This is a genomic window from Pseudomonas fontis, assembly GCF_028656955.1.
GTDB classification, from domain to species: Bacteria; Pseudomonadota; Gammaproteobacteria; order Pseudomonadales; family Pseudomonadaceae; genus Aquipseudomonas; species Aquipseudomonas fontis.
Map to the genome: position 1 here is coordinate 1 of NZ_JAMDGY010000026.1, position 14,864 is coordinate 14,864.

Sequence of the window (14,864 nt, forward strand, 5' to 3'; positions counted from 1 at the left end):
AGGCTGCGCTGGAGCCCGCAGGGCTCCCAAAGGCGGCGCCTGCGTTGCAGACCGGCGCAGCCTAGCGGCAGCGGCCACCAACCCCTGACACAGCTTTCATCTCTGCCATGTTTCAAACCCTTACAAGCCATGCCATGCTGGCGCCTCGGCCTTTGGCCAACTACAGCTTAAGTGAGCACTGGGAAAAACCGCCTGATTTCAGGCCAGGCTCACGGTTTCATCCATTTGGCCCCTGCTGGGGCACTCGCAACAGGGGGCTTGTTCATGCTGACCCTGCTCAATCTGCTTTCCGCGGTCGCCCTGCTGATCTGGGGCACGCATATCGTCCGAACCGGGATCCTGCGGGTCTACGGCTCCCACCTGCGCCGCGTGCTCAGCCAGAACATGTCGAAACGCCCGCTGGCGTTCGTCGCCGGGATCCTCGTCACGGCCATGGTGCAGAGCAGCAACGCCACCGCCATGCTGGTGACCTCGTTCGTCGGCCAGGGCCTGATGGCGCTGACCCCGGCCCTGGCGATCATGCTCGGCGCCGACGTCGGTACCGCGCTGATGGCGCGGGTGCTGACCTTCGACCTGTCCTGGCTGTCGCCGCTGCTGATCTTCCTCGGGGTGATCTTCTTCCTCTCGCGCAAACAAACCCGCGCCGGCCAACTGGGCCGCGTCGGGATTGGCCTGGGGCTGATCATCCTGGCCCTGCAACTGATCGTCGAAGCGGCAGCGCCAATCACCCAGGCCCAGGGCGTGAAAGTGCTGTTCGCCTCGCTGACCGGCGACATCCTGCTCGATGCCCTGGTCGGTGCGCTGTTCGCCATGGTGTCCTATTCCAGCCTGGCCGCCGTGCTGCTGACCGCGACATTGGCCGGCTCGGCGGTGATCAGCCTGCCGGTGGCCATCGGCCTGGTGATCGGCGCCAACATCGGCAGCGGCGTGCTGGCGTTCCTCAGCACCAGCATGCAGAACGCCGCCGGGCGCCAGGTGGCGCTGGGCAGCCTGCTGTACAAGCTGATCGGCCTGATCCTGATCATCCCGGTGCTCGACCCGCTGGTGCACTGGATGGACAGCCTGACGTTCAGCCCCCAGGAGCTGGTGATCGGCTTCCACCTGCTCTACAACACCGTGCGCTGCCTGTTGCTGCTGACCACGGTCAAGCCCATGTCGCGCCTGTGTGCCTGGCTGCTGCCTGAACGCGAGGAGCAGAACGGTCATGCCGCAGCGCGCCACCTCGACCCGACCGCGCTGGCCACGCCCAGCCTGGCACTGGCCAACGCCGTGCGCGAAACCCTGCGCCTGGGTGACCTGGTCGACAGCATGCTGGAGCCCATGCTCAACGTGCTGCGCGGCTCGCAAACCGCCGTAACCCAGCAAGTGCGCTACCTCAGCGAAGACATCGATGCCCTGTACAACGCCATCAAGCTGTACCTGGCGCAAATGCCCCGCGAAGACCTCAGCGAACAGGACAGCCGGCGCTGGGCGGAAATCATCGAGCTGTCGATCAACCTCAAGCTGGCCAGCGACCTGATCGAACGCATGTTGCGCAAGGTCCAGCAGCAGAAGACCGCGCAGCGCCGCGAGTTCTCCGACGTGGGCCTGCAGGAGCTGACCGGGTTGCAGACGCAACTGCTGGCCAACCTGCGCCTGGGCCTCTCGGTGTTCCTCAGCGCCGACCCGGAAAGCGCCCGCCAGCTGCTGCGCGAGAAGCGCCGCTTCCGCGCGCAGGAGCGTCGCCTGGCCCACGCGCATGTCAGCCGTTTGCAACGTCAGGTGGTGCAAAGTATCGAAACCAGTTCACTGCACCTGGAACTGATCGCCGATATGAAACGTCTGAATTCACTGTTTTGCAGCAGTGCCTATGTGGTATTGGGTGGCAACGAGACCGGTGCCCTGATGATCGATGGTGTACCGGACGATGCTCATTCGCCTTGACGCCCCTTCATCCGAACCCTGCGCAAGGAAGCTGACCATGCGTTGCCTGCTTTTCGTTTGCCTGTTGCTGGGCTGTAGCTCCAGCTTTGCCCTGGACCGTAGCCGCGTCGAGGGTTACCTGCTGCCCAATGGTTTGCAGGTGCTGCTCAAGCCCGGCTATGAGCGCGACCATGTGTCGATCCGCCTGGTGGTCGGCATCGGCTTCGATGACTTCCCCTGCCACCAGCAAGAACTGCCGCACCTGCTCGAACACCTGCTGTTCAGCGGCATCGACGACAGCGGCGAAGGCGGCCTGGAAGAACGCATGCAGGCCCTGGGCGGGGAGTGGAACGCCTACACCAGCAGCGCCGACACCACCTTCGTGATCGAGGCCCCGGCGCGCAACCAGCGCAAGGTGCTGGACCTGCTGCTGGCGGTGATCAACGACACCCAGCTGGATGAGGATGACCTCGCCAACGCGAAGCAGATCGTCACCCGTGAAGACGGCGGCCACTACACCCACCTGCAACGTTGGCTCGACCGCCAGGACCTCGGCCACGGCGCCAGCGATCAACTGGCCGTGGAGCTGGGCCTGAAGTGCGCCGAGCGCTCGGCGGTGGACGACATGACCCTCAAGCAGGTCGAGGACGTGCGCCAGCACTGGTATGCAGCCAACAACATGACCCTGATCGTCGTCGGCGGCCTCGACAAGCTGCTGCCGGCCTATCTGGAACGCGCCTATGGCGAGCTGCAGCCGGTAGAGCCTGAAGAACGTCGCGGGCTCGATGGCGTCAGCCACAAGGCCGAGGCCCGGCGTGAGCTGAACCGTGGCTGGCTGGGCGATGGCGCGCGGCTGCACTGGCTGTTCGTCGAGCCGGTGCTGGATGACAAGCACGACCAGACCTATGACCTGCTGCAACGCTATCTGGACTGGGCGCTGTACAGCGAGCTGCGGCTCAAGCATGGCCTGTCGTACGGGCCGTGGAGTGATCGCGAGAGCTTTGGCGACAGCGGTCTGCTGAGCCTGAATGCCGATGTGGACCGCGACCAGGTGGAGGAGGCCGAGCAGATTCTTGCCGGGCTGATCCAGCAATTGCGCAAGGACGGCCTGGACCCGGCGACCTTCGAGCGCATCCGCCAGGCGGCCATCGACCGCGAGGCGTGGACCAGCCAGGGTAACAGCGCGTTGGCGGATTATTACTGGGGGGCGCTGAATGCCTATGCCGAGGGCCGTTTTGATGACCCGGCACGCCGGCTGCGCCAGGTCAGCCTGGAGGAAGCGAACGCGGCGCTGCGCCAGCTGTTTGCCGAGCCTGGGTATGTGCGGGTGGAGAAGCCGGTGTTCGGCTATGACGGGGTGATCGGCCTCGGGGTGCTGGGGGCAGGGCTGCTGTTGGCCTTGGGGTTGATCTGGCGGCGGCGTCATCATTGACACCATCGCCGGCAAGGCCGGCTCCCACAGGAGTCACTGCTGCCCCAAGATCCCTGTGGGAGCCGGCCTTGCCGGCGATGAGGCCCTACCTGCCAGCCCAAACCAGCGTATCCTGTATCGGTTTATTTCAAGACTAGCGAACACCCCCTCATGCCACTTTTAGTCCAGCGCCTTATCGACCTGATCAAGCGCTACCCAGGGGTCATCGCCCTCGGCGGCTTCATCTCCGGTATCGGCAGCTTCATCCTCGTCGATCGCCAGGAAAGCCTGGCCAGCTGGGTGGCCATCCTGATGCTGGTCAGCTGGCTGTGGCTGATGCTGGAGAACACCTTCACCCAGCTGTTCGCCAGGGTCTTCAAGCGCGAGATCCCGCAGCCGCTGCTGCGCTACGCCACGCAGATGATCCACCAGGAAAGCCTGTTCTTCGTCCTGCCGTTCTTCTTTGTCACCACCACCTGGAACAGCGGCCAACTGGTGTTCACCGGCCTGCTGGCCTGCGCCGGCCTGATCTCGATCATCGACCCGCTCTACTACAAGTGGCTGGCCCCACGACGCTGGCTGTTCCTCGCGCTGCACACCCTGACACTGTTCGCCGCCCTGCTCACCGCACTGCCGGTAATCCTGCACCTGACCACCGCGCAAAGCTTCAAGCTCGCGCTGATCACCGCCATGCTGCTGTCGTTCCCGAGCCTGGCCAGCAGCTTCCCGATCCGCACCTGGCGCCGCGGCGCGATGCTCGTGCTGGTCACCCTGGCCGTTGGCGGGGCCGGCTGGATGCTGCGCTCCTGGGTACCGCCAGCGACCCTGTGGATGACCGAAGTCGCGGTGACCAACCAGCTGCAAGACCGCACCCCGGGCGCCAGCCTCAAGCAGGTCAGCGCCAGCCAGATCCGCAGCACCGGACTGTATGCCTACACCGCGATCAAGGCCCCGCGCGGGCTCAACGAGCGCATCTACCATGTGTGGCAGCTCAACGGCAAAGAGGTCGACCGCATCGCCCTGGATATCCACGGCGGGCGCAAGGAAGGCTACCGCGCCTGGACCCACAAGCAGGTCTTCCCAGGCAACCCGGTAGGGCGCTGGCAAGTGCGCGTGCTGACCGAAGACGGCCAGGTGATCGGGGTGCTGCGCTTTCGCGTAGTTGACGACGCGCAAGCATCTGTCACGCAGTAACGTCTATGCTCTGATCCGGCGCATTGGAGCGCTGCCGGACCGCCTGGAGCTTATGAGCACGCCTGCCACCCTCGCCAGCGCCACCCTGGATACCCGCAGCAGCCCGGCCTGCCTGCACATCGTCGGCGACTGGACGCTGGTCAACTACGCCGCCCTGAAGCAACGCACCGCCGTGCTGCAAGGACAGTACGACGACAGCACCGTGGTCGACCTCGACCAGCTCGGCAAACTCGACACCGCAGGCGCTGCGCTGCTGGTCGAGCTGCTGGGCGCCCAGCGCCTGGCCCAGCTGGCCGAAAGCGCACACAACCTGTCAGCCGCCGACCGCGCCCTGTTGCAGACGGTGTACTGCTCGCTGCAGGACTATTGCATCCCGGTGCGCCAGCCGGACGTTCCGGTGATGACCTTGCTGCTCAGCCGCATCGGCCGCGCGGTCGACACGCTATGGCAAGACACCCTGCAAGTGCTGGGCTTTGTCGGCTTGATCATCGCCACCCTGGTCCAGCGCCTGTTCCAGCCCAAGCGCTGGCGCGTCACCTCGGTGGTGGCGCATATCGAACAAACCGGCCTGGACGCTGCGCCCATCGTCGCGCTGCTGACCTTCCTGGTCGGGGCGGTGGTGGCCTTCCTCGGCGCCACGGTGCTGAAAAGCTTCGGTGCGAGCATCTTCACCGTCGACCTGGTGGCGTTCTCCTTCCTGCGTGAGTTCGGTGTGCTGCTCACCGCGATCCTCATGGCCGGGCGCACCGCCAGTGCCTTCACCGCACAGATCGGCTCGATGAAAGCCAACGAAGAGATCGACGCCATCCGCACCCTGGGCCTGAGCCCGGTGGAGCTGCTGGTGATCCCACGGGTCCTGGCGATGCTGATTGCCCTGCCGTTGCTGACCTTCCTGGCCATGCTCTGCGGCATCATCGGCGGCGGGGTGGTGTGCGCGCTGTCGCTGGATATCTCGCCGGCGATGTTCCTCTCGCTGCTGGAAAGCGACATTGGCGTGCAGCACTTTCTGGTCGGCATGGTGAAAGCGCCGTTCTTCGCCTTCCTGATCGCCGCCATCGGTTGCCTGGAAGGCCTCAAGGTCAGCGGCAGCGCCGAATCGGTCGGCGCCCACACTACCTCGGCGGTGGTCCAGTCGATCTTCGTGGTGATCGTGCTGGACGCCGTGGCGGCGCTGTTCTTCATGGAGATGGGCTGGTGAGTACAACGACTTCCCGCGAAGCGGTGATTGAAGTACGCGGGCTGTGTAATCGTTTCGGCCCGCAGGTGGTCCACGAGAACCTCGACCTGGACCTGTACCGTGGCGAGATCCTCTCGGTGGTGGGCGGTTCGGGCAGTGGCAAGTCGGTGCTGCTGCGCAGCATCGTCGGCCTGCGCCGGCCCAGTGAGGGCCTGGTCAAGGTGTTCGGGCAGAACCTCGGCGAACTCGACGAAAACCAGCGTTCGCTGGTCGAGCGGCGCTTCGGCGTGCTGTTCCAGAAGGGCGCGCTGTTCTCGTCGCTGACCATTACCGAAAACGTCGCCTTGCCACTGATCGAGCACGCCGGGCTCAGCCGCGACGACGCCGAGCACCTGGCCGGGGTCAAGCTGGCCCTGGCCGGGTTGCCGCTGTCGGCGGCCGACAAATACCCGGCCTCGCTGTCCGGCGGCATGATCAAGCGCGCAGCGCTGGCCCGTGCCCTGGCGCTGGACCCGGACATCCTGTTCCTCGACGAGCCCACCGCCGGGCTCGACCCGATTGGCGCCGCCGCCTTCGACCAGTTGATCCTGACCCTGCGCGATGCCCTGGGCCTGAGCGTGTTCCTGATCACCCACGACCTGGACACGCTCTACACCATCAGCGACCGGGTCGCGGTACTGGCACAGAAAAAGGTGCTGGTGGCAGCCCCCATCGAGGTGGTCTCGGAAACCGACGACCCGTGGATTCACGAATACTTTCATGGTCCGCGTGGCCGGGCGGCGTATACCGCGGCCAAAGCGCTCAAGGAGAACTGAGATGGAAACCCGCGCGCACCATGTGCTCATCGGCCTGGTCACCGTGATTGTGGTGGCCGGCGCCATGCTCTTTGGCCTGTGGCTGGCCAAGTCGAGTGTCGACAGCACCTTCAAGGACTACGAAGTAGTCTTCAACGAGGCCGTGACCGGGCTGTCCAAGGGCAGCGCCGTGCAGTACAGCGGGATCAAGGTCGGCGACGTGATGAGCCTGCGCCTGGACCCCAAAGACCCGCGCCGCGTGCTGGCGCGTATCCGCCTGAGCGCCGAAACCCCGGTCAAGCAGGATACCCAGGCCAAGCTGACCCTGACCGGGGTGACCGGCACCTCGATCATCCAGCTCAGCGGCGGCACGCCGGAAAGCCCGACGCTGGAAGGCAAGAACGGCAAGCTGCCGATCATCGTCGCCGAGCCGTCGCCGATCGCCAAACTGCTGGCCAACAGCAGCGACGTGGTCACCAGCATCAACCAGTTGCTGAACAACGCCAACCAGCTGCTCTCAAGCGAGAACGTCGCGCGCCTGAGCAACACCCTGGCCAACCTTGAGCAAACCACCGGGGTGATTGCCGCCCAGCGCGACGATATCCGCGTGGCGATCCAGCAACTGGCCAAGGTCGGTCAGCAGGCGGGCACCACCCTGGAGCAGACCGGCACGCTGATGCGCAATGCCAACGCGCTGCTGGGCAGCGGCGGCAAGCAGGTCATGGCCAACGCCGAGCAGGCCATGCAGTCGTTAGCAAACAGCACCGCGACCATCAACAGCATCCTCGAACACAACCGCGAAGCCATCGACGGCGGCGCCCAGGGCCTGAACGAACTGGCCCCGGCGATCCGCGAGCTGCGCGACACCCTGACTTCGCTCAAGGCGATCTCCCGACGCCTGGAAGCCAACCCCGGCGGCTATCTGCTGGGCCGTGACCAAAACAAGGAGTTCCAGCCATGAGCCGTACCTGCCGCCTGACCGCCATGGCCTTGCTGCTGGGCCTGAGCAGCGCCTGCTCGATCCTGCCGCAGGCTGACCCGGCGGATGTCTATCGCCTGCCGACGGCTGCCGTGGCGCGTCAGGCCGGGCAGCCGGTGAGCTGGTCGTTGCGCCTGAACAAACCCATCGCCAGCGAAGTGCTGAACAGCCCGCGCATTGCCGTGGTGCCCCAGGGCAACCTGATCAGTACCTACAAAGGCGCGCGCTGGAGCGACCCGGCGCCTGCGCTGCTGCGCAATCGCCTGCTGGACGCCTTCCAGGCTGATGGCCGGGTGCAACGCCTGAGCGCCGACGATGCCAACCTGCAGGCCGACTACGAGCTGGCCGGCGAGCTACAGGCGTTCCAGAGCGAATACAGCGCCAGCGGCCTGGCCGTGGTGCTGCGCTATGACGCCCGGCTGGTGCAGGGGCGCACCCAGCGCATCCTCGCCAGCCGACGCTTCGAGGTGCGCCAGCCGGTCGCCGACAAGCAGGTGCCAGCGGTGGTCGACGGCTTCGGCCAGGCCACTGACAAGCTGGCCGCGCAACTGGTGGACTGGGCCGTGGCCCAGGGCAATCAGTATCAGGCGAAGAACCAGTAGCACACCGCAATGGCCGCCAGCACCCCGGCCAGCTCGGCCAATAGCGCGCAGCCCACGGCATGGCGCGCGCGCTGGATGCCGACGGCGCCGAAGTACACCGCCAGCACGTAGAAGGTGGTTTCAGTGCTGCCCTGCACGGTCGCGGCCACCAGGGCCGGGAAGCTGTCGACGCCATGGGTCTGCATGGTTTCAATCAGCATGGCCCGCGCAGCACTGCCAGAGAACGGCTTGACCAGTGCAGTCGGCAGCGCATCGACGAAGCGGGTGTCCCAGCCCAGCCATTCGATCACATGGCGAATACCGTCCAGGCCAAACTCCAGCGCCCCCGAGGCGCGCAACACGCCAACGGCGCAAAGCATCGCCACCAGGTACGGCAGCAGGCTCTTGGCGACGTCGAAGCCTTCCTTGGCGCCTTCCACGAAGGTTTCATAGACCGGCACGCGCTTTAGCGCGCCGATGACCAGGAACAGCATGATCAGGCCGAACAGCGTGAGGTTGCCGAGGATCGACGACAGGTGCGCCAGCGCGGTGGCCGAGAGCCCCGCCAGCAGGGCCATGAAGCCGCCCAGCAGCAGGGCGCCGGGCACGAGGTAGGCGAGCACCACCGGGTCCCACAGGCGCAGGCGCTGCATGACGGCCACCGAGAGCAGGCCGACCAGGGTCGAGGCGCTGGTGGCGAGCAGGATCGGCAGGAACACCAGGGTCGGGTCCATGGCGCCTTGCTGGGCGCGGTACATGAAGATGGTGACCGGCAGCAGGGTCAGCGACGAAGCGTTGAGCACCAGGAAGAGGATCTGCGCATTGCTGGCGGTGGTCGAGCTGGGGTTGAGCTCTTGCAGCGCACGCATGGCTTTCAGGCCAATCGGGGTGGCGGCGTTGTCCAGGCCCAGGCCGTTGGCGGCAAAGTTCAGGGTGATCAGGCCCAGGGCCGGGTGGCCGGGCGGCACTTCCGGCATCAGGCGGCGGAACAGCGGGCCGAGGACCTTGGCCAGCCATTCGACGATGCCGGCTTTCTCGGCGATCTTGAGAAAGCCCAGCCAGAGGGTGAGGGTGCCGAACAGCAACACCATGACCTCGACTGACAGCTTGGCCATGCTGAAGATGCTTTCGACCATGGCGGCGAAAACCCCGGCGTTGCCGGCCACCAGCCATTGCGCCAGCGCAGAGATGGCTGCGACCACGAAAAAACCAAGCCAAAGGCCGTTGAGCATCCGTTGTTCCCCCTGAAGATGCAGCGAATGATAGCGGGCCATGGCGGCCACTGTCTTGTCGGCACGCGGTCTGCTTGGCAAGGACAGCTCCCTGTCGCCGCTGCCTTTGGGAGCCCTTACGGGCTCCAGCGCAGCCTGTCGGCAGCGGCTACAAAACTGTGCAAGACAGCTACCTCCCAAACCCCAGGCAACAAAAAGCCCCGACAGGTCGGGGCTTCTTGTTCAGTTCAAGCGAAGCTTACGGCTTGGCAATGTCGCCAGCCGGCAGGGCTTCCTTGCTGCGCCAGTGCGGCAGGGAGTTCCAGTAGCGCTGGCCCTTGGCATCGTCGTACATGCCTTCCCAACGTGCGATTACCAGTACCGCCAGGGCGTTGCCGATCACGTTCAGGGCAGTACGCGCCATGTCCATGACACGGTCGACACCGGCGATGAAGGCCAGGCCTTCCAGCGGGATACCCACACTGCCCAAGGTCGCCAGCAGTACCACGAAGGACACGCCCGGCACGCCGGCGATACCTTTGGAGGTGACCATCAGGGTCAGTACCAGCAACAGCTGCTGGCTGATCGACAGGTCGATGCCGTACAGCTGGGCAATGAAGATCGCCGCGATGCTCTGGTACAGGGTCGAACCGTCAAGGTTGAACGAGTAGCCGGTCGGTACCACGAAGCTGCAGATAGCCTTCGGCGCACCGTAGTTTTCCATCTTCTCGATCACCCGCGGCAGCACGGTCTCGGAGCTGGCGGTGGAGTAGGCCAGGACCAGCTCGTCCTTGAAGATGCGGATCAACTTGAGGATCGAGAAGCCGAACAGGCGGGCGATCAGGCCCAGCACCGCGAAGCAGAAGAAGGCGATGGCGAAGTACACCAGCAACACCAGCTTGGCCAGCGGCAGCAGCGAGGCGAAGCCGAAGTTGGCAACGGTCACCGCGATCAGCGCGAACACACCGATCGGGGCGTAGTTCATGATCATGTGGGTGACCTTGAACATGGCTTCCGAGACGCCCTGGAAGGTTTTCACCAACGGGTCGCGGATGTCCGCCTGCAGGCTCGACAAGCCCAGGCCGAACAGCACCGAGAAGAAGATGATCGGCAGCATCTCGCCACGCATCAGCGCTGCAAAGATGTTCGACGGGATCAGGTTGAGGATGGTCTCGATGAACGCGTGTTCATGCTGCACCTCGGCCGCCGTGGCCTGGTACTTGGAGATATCCACGGTACCCAGGGTGCTCATGTCGATGCCGGCACCCGGGTGGAACAGGTTGGCCAACACCAGGCCGACCACGATCGCGATGGTGGTCACCACCTCGAAGTAGATGATGGTCTTGAGGCCAATACTGCCAAGTTTTTTCGCATCGCCGACCCCGGCAATACCCACGATCAGCGACGAAATCACGATCGGGATAACGATCATCTTGATCAGGCGAATGAAGATGTCACCGGCAGGTTGGAGGACGTTACTGATCCACCATGCCTTTTCTGCACTGAAATGGTTCAGTAGAGCCCCGATTGCAATCCCCAGTACCAGACCGATGAGGATCTGCCAGGCGAGGCTTAGCTTTGCCTTCTTCATGTCATTAACCTTTCTTCAAGTGGGAACGGGCACCACCTCGAAACCAGCACGCCAGAGCGGTTTGTTGCCGCTCTATAGTTATTCTGGTTCGCAGGCAATGACGCCGTAGAAGGTCACCGCAAGCGAGCGTGGTTACGCTCAGGCCAGCGAAAAAAGGCGCAACTATTCCCACGTGGAGGGGCCCCGTCTAATGCCGTAAATGACTACCCCATGCCGAATCGGCATGGGGTTTTTGTGCCAAAACGGACGTCGCAAACGCTTTCCTACGTGCTGTTCGGAATTCCGACGATGGCCAAAGCGCCATATTTAGGCAGATTCAGAGGTATCCGGCTGAGTAGCGGACACGCTTGTTCGACAATCCGAATGCGTGAAATGAAGGGAAAACAGGCGGCAGGAGGGGGTGAAAAATAATGATGTACGGTCGTGCCGAATGACCGATTTGTCGTGTCGGCTTGTTTCAGATGGCTGGCAGCCTGGTATCAAAGCGTTCTGGAAGCCCGCGTCATGCAATGGGCACGCTGTGCACCCGCTTCGCGGACCTCCAGTATCGCTTCGCCTGACCCGGCCCTCAGCGGAGGCACTCCCTGTACCCCTAGGCCCCTGCGATCCTGTAGCAATCAGAGCGGCCCGGCCCCTTGGTCATGCGCCAACCCTCCTCGGGTGGGCGCAACATAGAAGCCTGAGCCGGCAAAAGGTTCAGTCTTCCGTTGCGTACTGCTGTGCCCGGCGGCACTCAGTACCAGTTTGGATCTCGCTTGAGCTGTTCCCTGAGCAGGGCCTGCATGCCTTGGTCAGGTTTGCCCAACCAGCGGGTATCGGCGTGGCGGGTGGGCGACTTGTCGCTCGGCAGGCCTTCGGGCACTTCCACCAGCATCCCGTAGGCTTTGTCCTTGTCCCAGCTGAACGCCACGATCAAGCGCTTGTTCAGGCAGCCCTGCGCGGTTTCGCAGAGCGGGCCGACCAGGTACTGGTCGCCATCTTCCTCGGTGGCGGACATTTGCAGCGGCGACTCACCGCTCAAGTTGAGCACCCATTCGGGCAGGCGCTCTTCCTGTTTGACCATGTCTTGCCAGGTTTCCGGTACTCGGGGTCCGAAGCCAACAGTTGGTTGGCCCGGACCTGGCCGTCATTGGCCGCCATTGCCGCTGAACTGCCGGCCAGTAACAGGCTGGCAGCCAGGGCTCTGTATAGCGTCCCTTTCATAATCAACCTCTACCGCGACGACCGAAGAAGAAGGAAGCCACGAACAGCACCAGGAAGATGATGAAGAGGATCTTCGCGATACCGGTAGCGGCGCCGGCGATACCACCGAAGCCCAGGACGGCAGCGACAATGGCGATAATCAGGAAGGTGATGGCCCAACTCAACATGGTAATTCTCCTTACCGTTTTTGGAATCTGCCCAGGTGTCGGCTAGAACACCCAGCGTTGTTGTGCTTGCGGTGCAGCGAATTCGGCGGTCGACACCGTGGCCGGTTGCGAGCGCTGCACGGTGTGGGCGGGCAGCAGTTGCGCGGCGGCGTGGTGCGCCTGCAGCCTGGCCAGTTGCGCGGCATATACCTGACGCTCGATCTGCGCGCTCTGCCAGGCGTGATAGAGCTGCCCGGCAGCCAGCGTCAGCAGCAACGCCAGGCTGAGGAACAGCGCCTGACGCAGGTAAAGCGGCGATATCTGCACTCTGGCGGCTGGACGGTTCATTGCCGGGCTCTCCTGCTGCATGTTGTTATTGACCTGTAAGGTTCATTGCAGCCTGCATGCCAGTTTTCTTTAAGCCATAAAATCGTTATAAATCAGGTAGTTAACCACGAACGACCAACATGACCAGAGCGCATCCTGCACGATGCACGGTGTGCGCTCGTGCGTTTTGCATGATCAGTCCTGCTCCCTGGCTGCGACCTTCAGCTTGTCCGCGTCTACCCCGCGTACGCCACGGATCTGCTGGGCCACCTGTACGGCCAGGGTTTTCTGCTCGGCACTGGCGACTTCGCCCGACAAGCGCACCACACCTTCCTCGGCGTTCACCTCGATGTTCTGCGTGTCGAGGTTGCGGCTATATATAAGGCTGCTGTGGACCTTCTCTTCGATCCAGGCGTCGTTCTGCATCTGTGCATTGGCCTCGACGACCTGCTCGCGCTCCTGCGCGGGGTCGCTCACCCCCAGGCTGATCAGGTTGTTGACCAGATGGACGCCTGCGGTGGCCTCGGCCAGCTCGCCGGCCATCTGCTTGGCATCGGCGCTGGTGACCCGGCCACGCAGGGTGACGACGCCGTCGCGGCTGTCGACTTCGATTGGCAGGCGGTAGGTCTGGCTGCTCCATTGCAGGCGCGAGGTGATGATCGAGCGCAACGCCGCGTCGCCCTGTTGCGCCTCACGTGGGGCAGGTTCGGCCGCGTGGGCCACGGAAACGGCCAGCGGGCCGAGGAGTAATGCGGCAGCCAACACTGCCACCGGGCTGAATACAGGCATGAGAATGCCTCCGGTTGCTCAGGAGGCTTGAACTTCGCAAGCGCCGTGCCAGTCGACTGAGTGCTTACAAAAGCAATATTTTCAGAGGGTTAGCCAGGTGACTGGCGAGGAGCTAGCATGCAGGGAACGGAATCAATCAGTATTGACCATGCAACTTGCCCGATTTTTCCGACACTAACCAAGATCATTCTTAAAGGAGCGTAGGAAATGGAATCAGCCCCGGACCACCAAGGCCGCATTCTGTTGGTGGACGACGAGTCGGCCATCCTGCGTACCTTCCGCTATTGCCTGGAAGACGAAGGCTACAGCGTGGCTACGGCCAACAGCGCGGCGCAGGCCGAAGCGTTGTTGCAGCGCCAGGTCTTCGACCTGTGCTTCCTGGACCTGCGCCTGGGCGAGGACAACGGCCTCGACGTGCTGGCCCAGATGCGTATCCAGGCGCCGTGGATGCGCGTGGTGATCGTCACCGCGCACTCGGCCGTGGACACCGCCGTGGACGCGATCCAGGCCGGCGCCGCCGACTACCTGGTCAAGCCGTGCAGCCCCGACCAGCTGCGCCTGGCCACCGCCAAGCAACTGGAAGTACGCCAGCTGTCGGCACGCCTGGAAGCGCTGGAAGGTGAAATGCGCAAACCCAAGGACGGCCTGGACTCCCACAGCCCGGCCATGATGGTGGTGCTGGAGACCGCCCGGCAGGTCGCCACCACGGATGCCAATATCCTCATCCTCGGCGAGTCCGGCACCGGTAAAGGTGAGCTGGCCCGCGCCATTCACGGCTGGAGCAAGCGTGCGCGCAAGGCCTGCGTGACCATCAACTGCCCGTCGCTGACCGCCGAGCTGATGGAAAGCGAGCTGTTCGGCCACAGCCGGGGGGCCTTTACCGGGGCCAGCGAAAGTACCCTGGGGCGGGTCAACCAGGCGGATGGCGGCACGCTGTTCCTCGACGAGATCGGCGACTTCCCGCTGACCCTGCAACCCAAGCTGCTGCGTTTCATCCAGGACAAGGAATACGAGCGGGTCGGCGACCCGGTGACCCGCCGCGCCGACGTGCGCATCCTCGCCGCCACCAACCTCAACCTCGAGGACATGGTGCGTGACGGGCGCTTCCGTGAAGACCTGCTGTACCGCCTGAACGTCATCACCCTGCACCTGCCACCGCTGCGCGAGCGCAGCGAAGACATCCTGACCCTCGCCGACCGCTTCCTCGCACGCTTCGTCAAAGAGTATTCGCGCCCGGCGCGGGCCTTCAGCGATGAAGCACGCGCCGCGCTGCTCAACTACCGCTGGCCGGGCAATATCCGCGAGCTGCGCAACGTGATCGAGCGGGCAAGCATCATCTGCCCGCAGGAGCGCGTCGAAATCAGCCACCTGGGCATGGCCGAGCAACCCACCAGCAATGCCCCGCGAGTTGGCGCCGCACTGAGCCTGGATGAACTGGAGCGCGCGCATATCGGCGCAGTCCTGGCCACCAGCGACACCCTCGACCAGGCCGCCAAGACCCTCGGCATCGACGCCTCCACGCTGTACCGCAAACGCAAGCAGTACAACCTGTGAAATGG

General features: G+C 64.1%; 13 protein-coding genes and 1 pseudogene. 8 read left to right on the forward strand and 6 right to left on the reverse strand.

The genetic code is table 11. The features are described from left to right. Window positions 1–264: 264 nt before the first annotated feature. The 7 genes from M5G11_RS11210 to M5G11_RS11240 all read left to right on the forward strand — a co-directional run bounded on the left by M5G11_RS11210 (window position 265) and on the right by M5G11_RS11240 (window position 8,059). Window positions 265–1,923 carry a Na/Pi cotransporter family protein gene (locus tag M5G11_RS11210; protein WP_273913009.1) on the forward strand — a complete coding sequence of 553 codons (1,659 nt, stop codon included), beginning with the start codon at window positions 265–267 and terminating at the stop codon, window positions 1,921–1,923. 37 nt (window positions 1,924–1,960) lie between these two features. After that, the gene (locus tag M5G11_RS11215) at window positions 1,961–3,334 is read left to right on the forward strand and encodes a M16 family metallopeptidase (RefSeq protein ID WP_273913008.1); all 1,374 of its coding nucleotides are present in this window, start codon (window positions 1,961–1,963) and stop codon (window positions 3,332–3,334) included. Window positions 3,335–3,484: 150 nt separating this feature from the next. After that, on the forward strand, window positions 3,485–4,507 hold the full coding sequence (locus M5G11_RS11220; RefSeq protein ID WP_273913005.1) for a DUF5924 family protein: 1,023 nt from the start codon (window positions 3,485–3,487) through the stop codon (window positions 4,505–4,507). A gap of 52 nt (window positions 4,508–4,559) precedes the next feature. Next, on the forward strand, window positions 4,560–5,705 hold the full coding sequence (locus tag M5G11_RS11225; protein ID WP_273913004.1) for an ABC transporter permease: 1,146 nt from the start codon (window positions 4,560–4,562) through the stop codon (window positions 5,703–5,705). Next, window positions 5,702–6,499, forward strand: a complete 798-nt coding sequence (locus tag M5G11_RS11230; protein WP_273913003.1) for an ABC transporter ATP-binding protein — start codon at window positions 5,702–5,704, stop codon at window positions 6,497–6,499. The genes M5G11_RS11225 and M5G11_RS11230 overlap by 4 nt, the downstream gene beginning before the upstream one ends. A 1-nt stretch (window position 6,500) precedes the next feature. Continuing rightward, the gene (locus M5G11_RS11235) at window positions 6,501–7,439 is read left to right on the forward strand and encodes an MlaD family protein (protein ID WP_273913002.1); all 939 of its coding nucleotides are present in this window, start codon (window positions 6,501–6,503) and stop codon (window positions 7,437–7,439) included. Further along, window positions 7,436–8,059 (forward strand): ABC-type transport auxiliary lipoprotein family protein, encoded by a 624-nt coding sequence (locus M5G11_RS11240; RefSeq protein ID WP_273913001.1) that lies wholly within the window; start codon window positions 7,436–7,438, stop codon window positions 8,057–8,059. Before M5G11_RS11235 ends, M5G11_RS11240 begins: the two co-directional genes overlap by 4 nt. Here M5G11_RS11240 and M5G11_RS11245 read toward each other — a convergent pair. The 6 genes and pseudogenes from M5G11_RS11245 to M5G11_RS11270 all read right to left on the reverse strand — a co-directional run bounded on the left by M5G11_RS11245 (window position 8,041) and on the right by M5G11_RS11270 (window position 13,305). Continuing rightward, entirely contained in the window at window positions 8,041–9,270 is a 1,230-nt protein-coding gene (locus M5G11_RS11245; protein ID WP_273913015.1) for a nucleoside recognition domain-containing protein, read from the reverse strand. The two genes, M5G11_RS11240 and M5G11_RS11245, sit on opposite strands and share 19 nt — an antisense overlap. 238 nt (window positions 9,271–9,508) lie before the next feature. Then, a complete protein-coding gene (gltP, locus tag M5G11_RS11250; protein WP_273913000.1) occupies window positions 9,509–10,840 on the reverse strand; it encodes a glutamate/aspartate:proton symporter GltP in 1,332 nt (443 codons plus the stop codon). Between the two features lie 733 nt (window positions 10,841–11,573). Then, window positions 11,574–12,043: pseudogene (locus M5G11_RS11255) on the reverse strand (inhibitor of vertebrate lysozyme family protein). Window positions 12,044–12,045: 2 nt separating this feature from the next. Continuing rightward, window positions 12,046–12,210 carry a DUF1328 domain-containing protein gene (locus tag M5G11_RS11260; protein WP_042127667.1) on the reverse strand — a complete coding sequence of 55 codons (165 nt, stop codon included), beginning with the start codon at window positions 12,208–12,210 and terminating at the stop codon, window positions 12,046–12,048. Window positions 12,211–12,252: 42 nt separating this feature from the next. Further along, window positions 12,253–12,537, reverse strand: a complete 285-nt coding sequence (locus tag M5G11_RS11265) for a hypothetical protein (RefSeq protein WP_273912999.1) — start codon at window positions 12,535–12,537, stop codon at window positions 12,253–12,255. Window positions 12,538–12,711: 174 nt separating this feature from the next. Then, a complete protein-coding gene (locus M5G11_RS11270) occupies window positions 12,712–13,305 on the reverse strand; it encodes a BON domain-containing protein (protein ID WP_273912998.1) in 594 nt (197 codons plus the stop codon). A 207-nt stretch (window positions 13,306–13,512) separates the two neighbouring features. Here M5G11_RS11270 and algB point away from each other — a divergent pair, with 207 nt between their 5' ends. Continuing rightward, on the forward strand, window positions 13,513–14,859 hold the full coding sequence (algB, locus tag M5G11_RS11275) for a sigma-54-dependent response regulator transcription factor AlgB (RefSeq protein WP_273912997.1): 1,347 nt from the start codon (window positions 13,513–13,515) through the stop codon (window positions 14,857–14,859). The last annotated feature ends 5 nt before the right edge of the window (window positions 14,860–14,864 follow it).

What these genes read in the sequence shown, in the direction of transcription:
- M5G11_RS11210 (WP_273913009.1), top strand. Translation starts at nt 265, where the DNA reads ATGCTGACCCTGCTCAATCTGCTTTCCGCGGTCGCCCTGCTGATCTGG.
- M5G11_RS11215 (WP_273913008.1), top strand. Translation starts at nt 1,961, where the DNA reads ATGCGTTGCCTGCTTTTCGTTTGCCTGTTGCTGGGCTGTAGCTCCAGC.
- M5G11_RS11220 (WP_273913005.1), top strand. Translation starts at nt 3,485, where the DNA reads ATGCCACTTTTAGTCCAGCGCCTTATCGACCTGATCAAGCGCTACCCA.
- M5G11_RS11225 (WP_273913004.1), top strand. Translation starts at nt 4,560, where the DNA reads ATGAGCACGCCTGCCACCCTCGCCAGCGCCACCCTGGATACCCGCAGC.
- M5G11_RS11235 (WP_273913002.1), top strand. Translation starts at nt 6,501, where the DNA reads ATGGAAACCCGCGCGCACCATGTGCTCATCGGCCTGGTCACCGTGATT.
- M5G11_RS11240 (WP_273913001.1), top strand. Translation starts at nt 7,436, where the DNA reads ATGAGCCGTACCTGCCGCCTGACCGCCATGGCCTTGCTGCTGGGCCTG.
- M5G11_RS11245 (WP_273913015.1), bottom strand. Translation starts at nt 9,270, where the DNA reads ATGCTCAACGGCCTTTGGCTTGGTTTTTTCGTGGTCGCAGCCATCTCT.
- gltP (WP_273913000.1), bottom strand. Translation starts at nt 10,840, where the DNA reads ATGAAGAAGGCAAAGCTAAGCCTCGCCTGGCAGATCCTCATCGGTCTG.
- M5G11_RS11260 (WP_042127667.1), bottom strand. Translation starts at nt 12,210, where the DNA reads ATGTTGAGTTGGGCCATCACCTTCCTGATTATCGCCATTGTCGCTGCC.
- M5G11_RS11265 (WP_273912999.1), bottom strand. Translation starts at nt 12,537, where the DNA reads ATGAACCGTCCAGCCGCCAGAGTGCAGATATCGCCGCTTTACCTGCGT.
- M5G11_RS11270 (WP_273912998.1), bottom strand. Translation starts at nt 13,305, where the DNA reads ATGCCTGTATTCAGCCCGGTGGCAGTGTTGGCTGCCGCATTACTCCTC.
- algB (WP_273912997.1), top strand. Translation starts at nt 13,513, where the DNA reads ATGGAATCAGCCCCGGACCACCAAGGCCGCATTCTGTTGGTGGACGAC.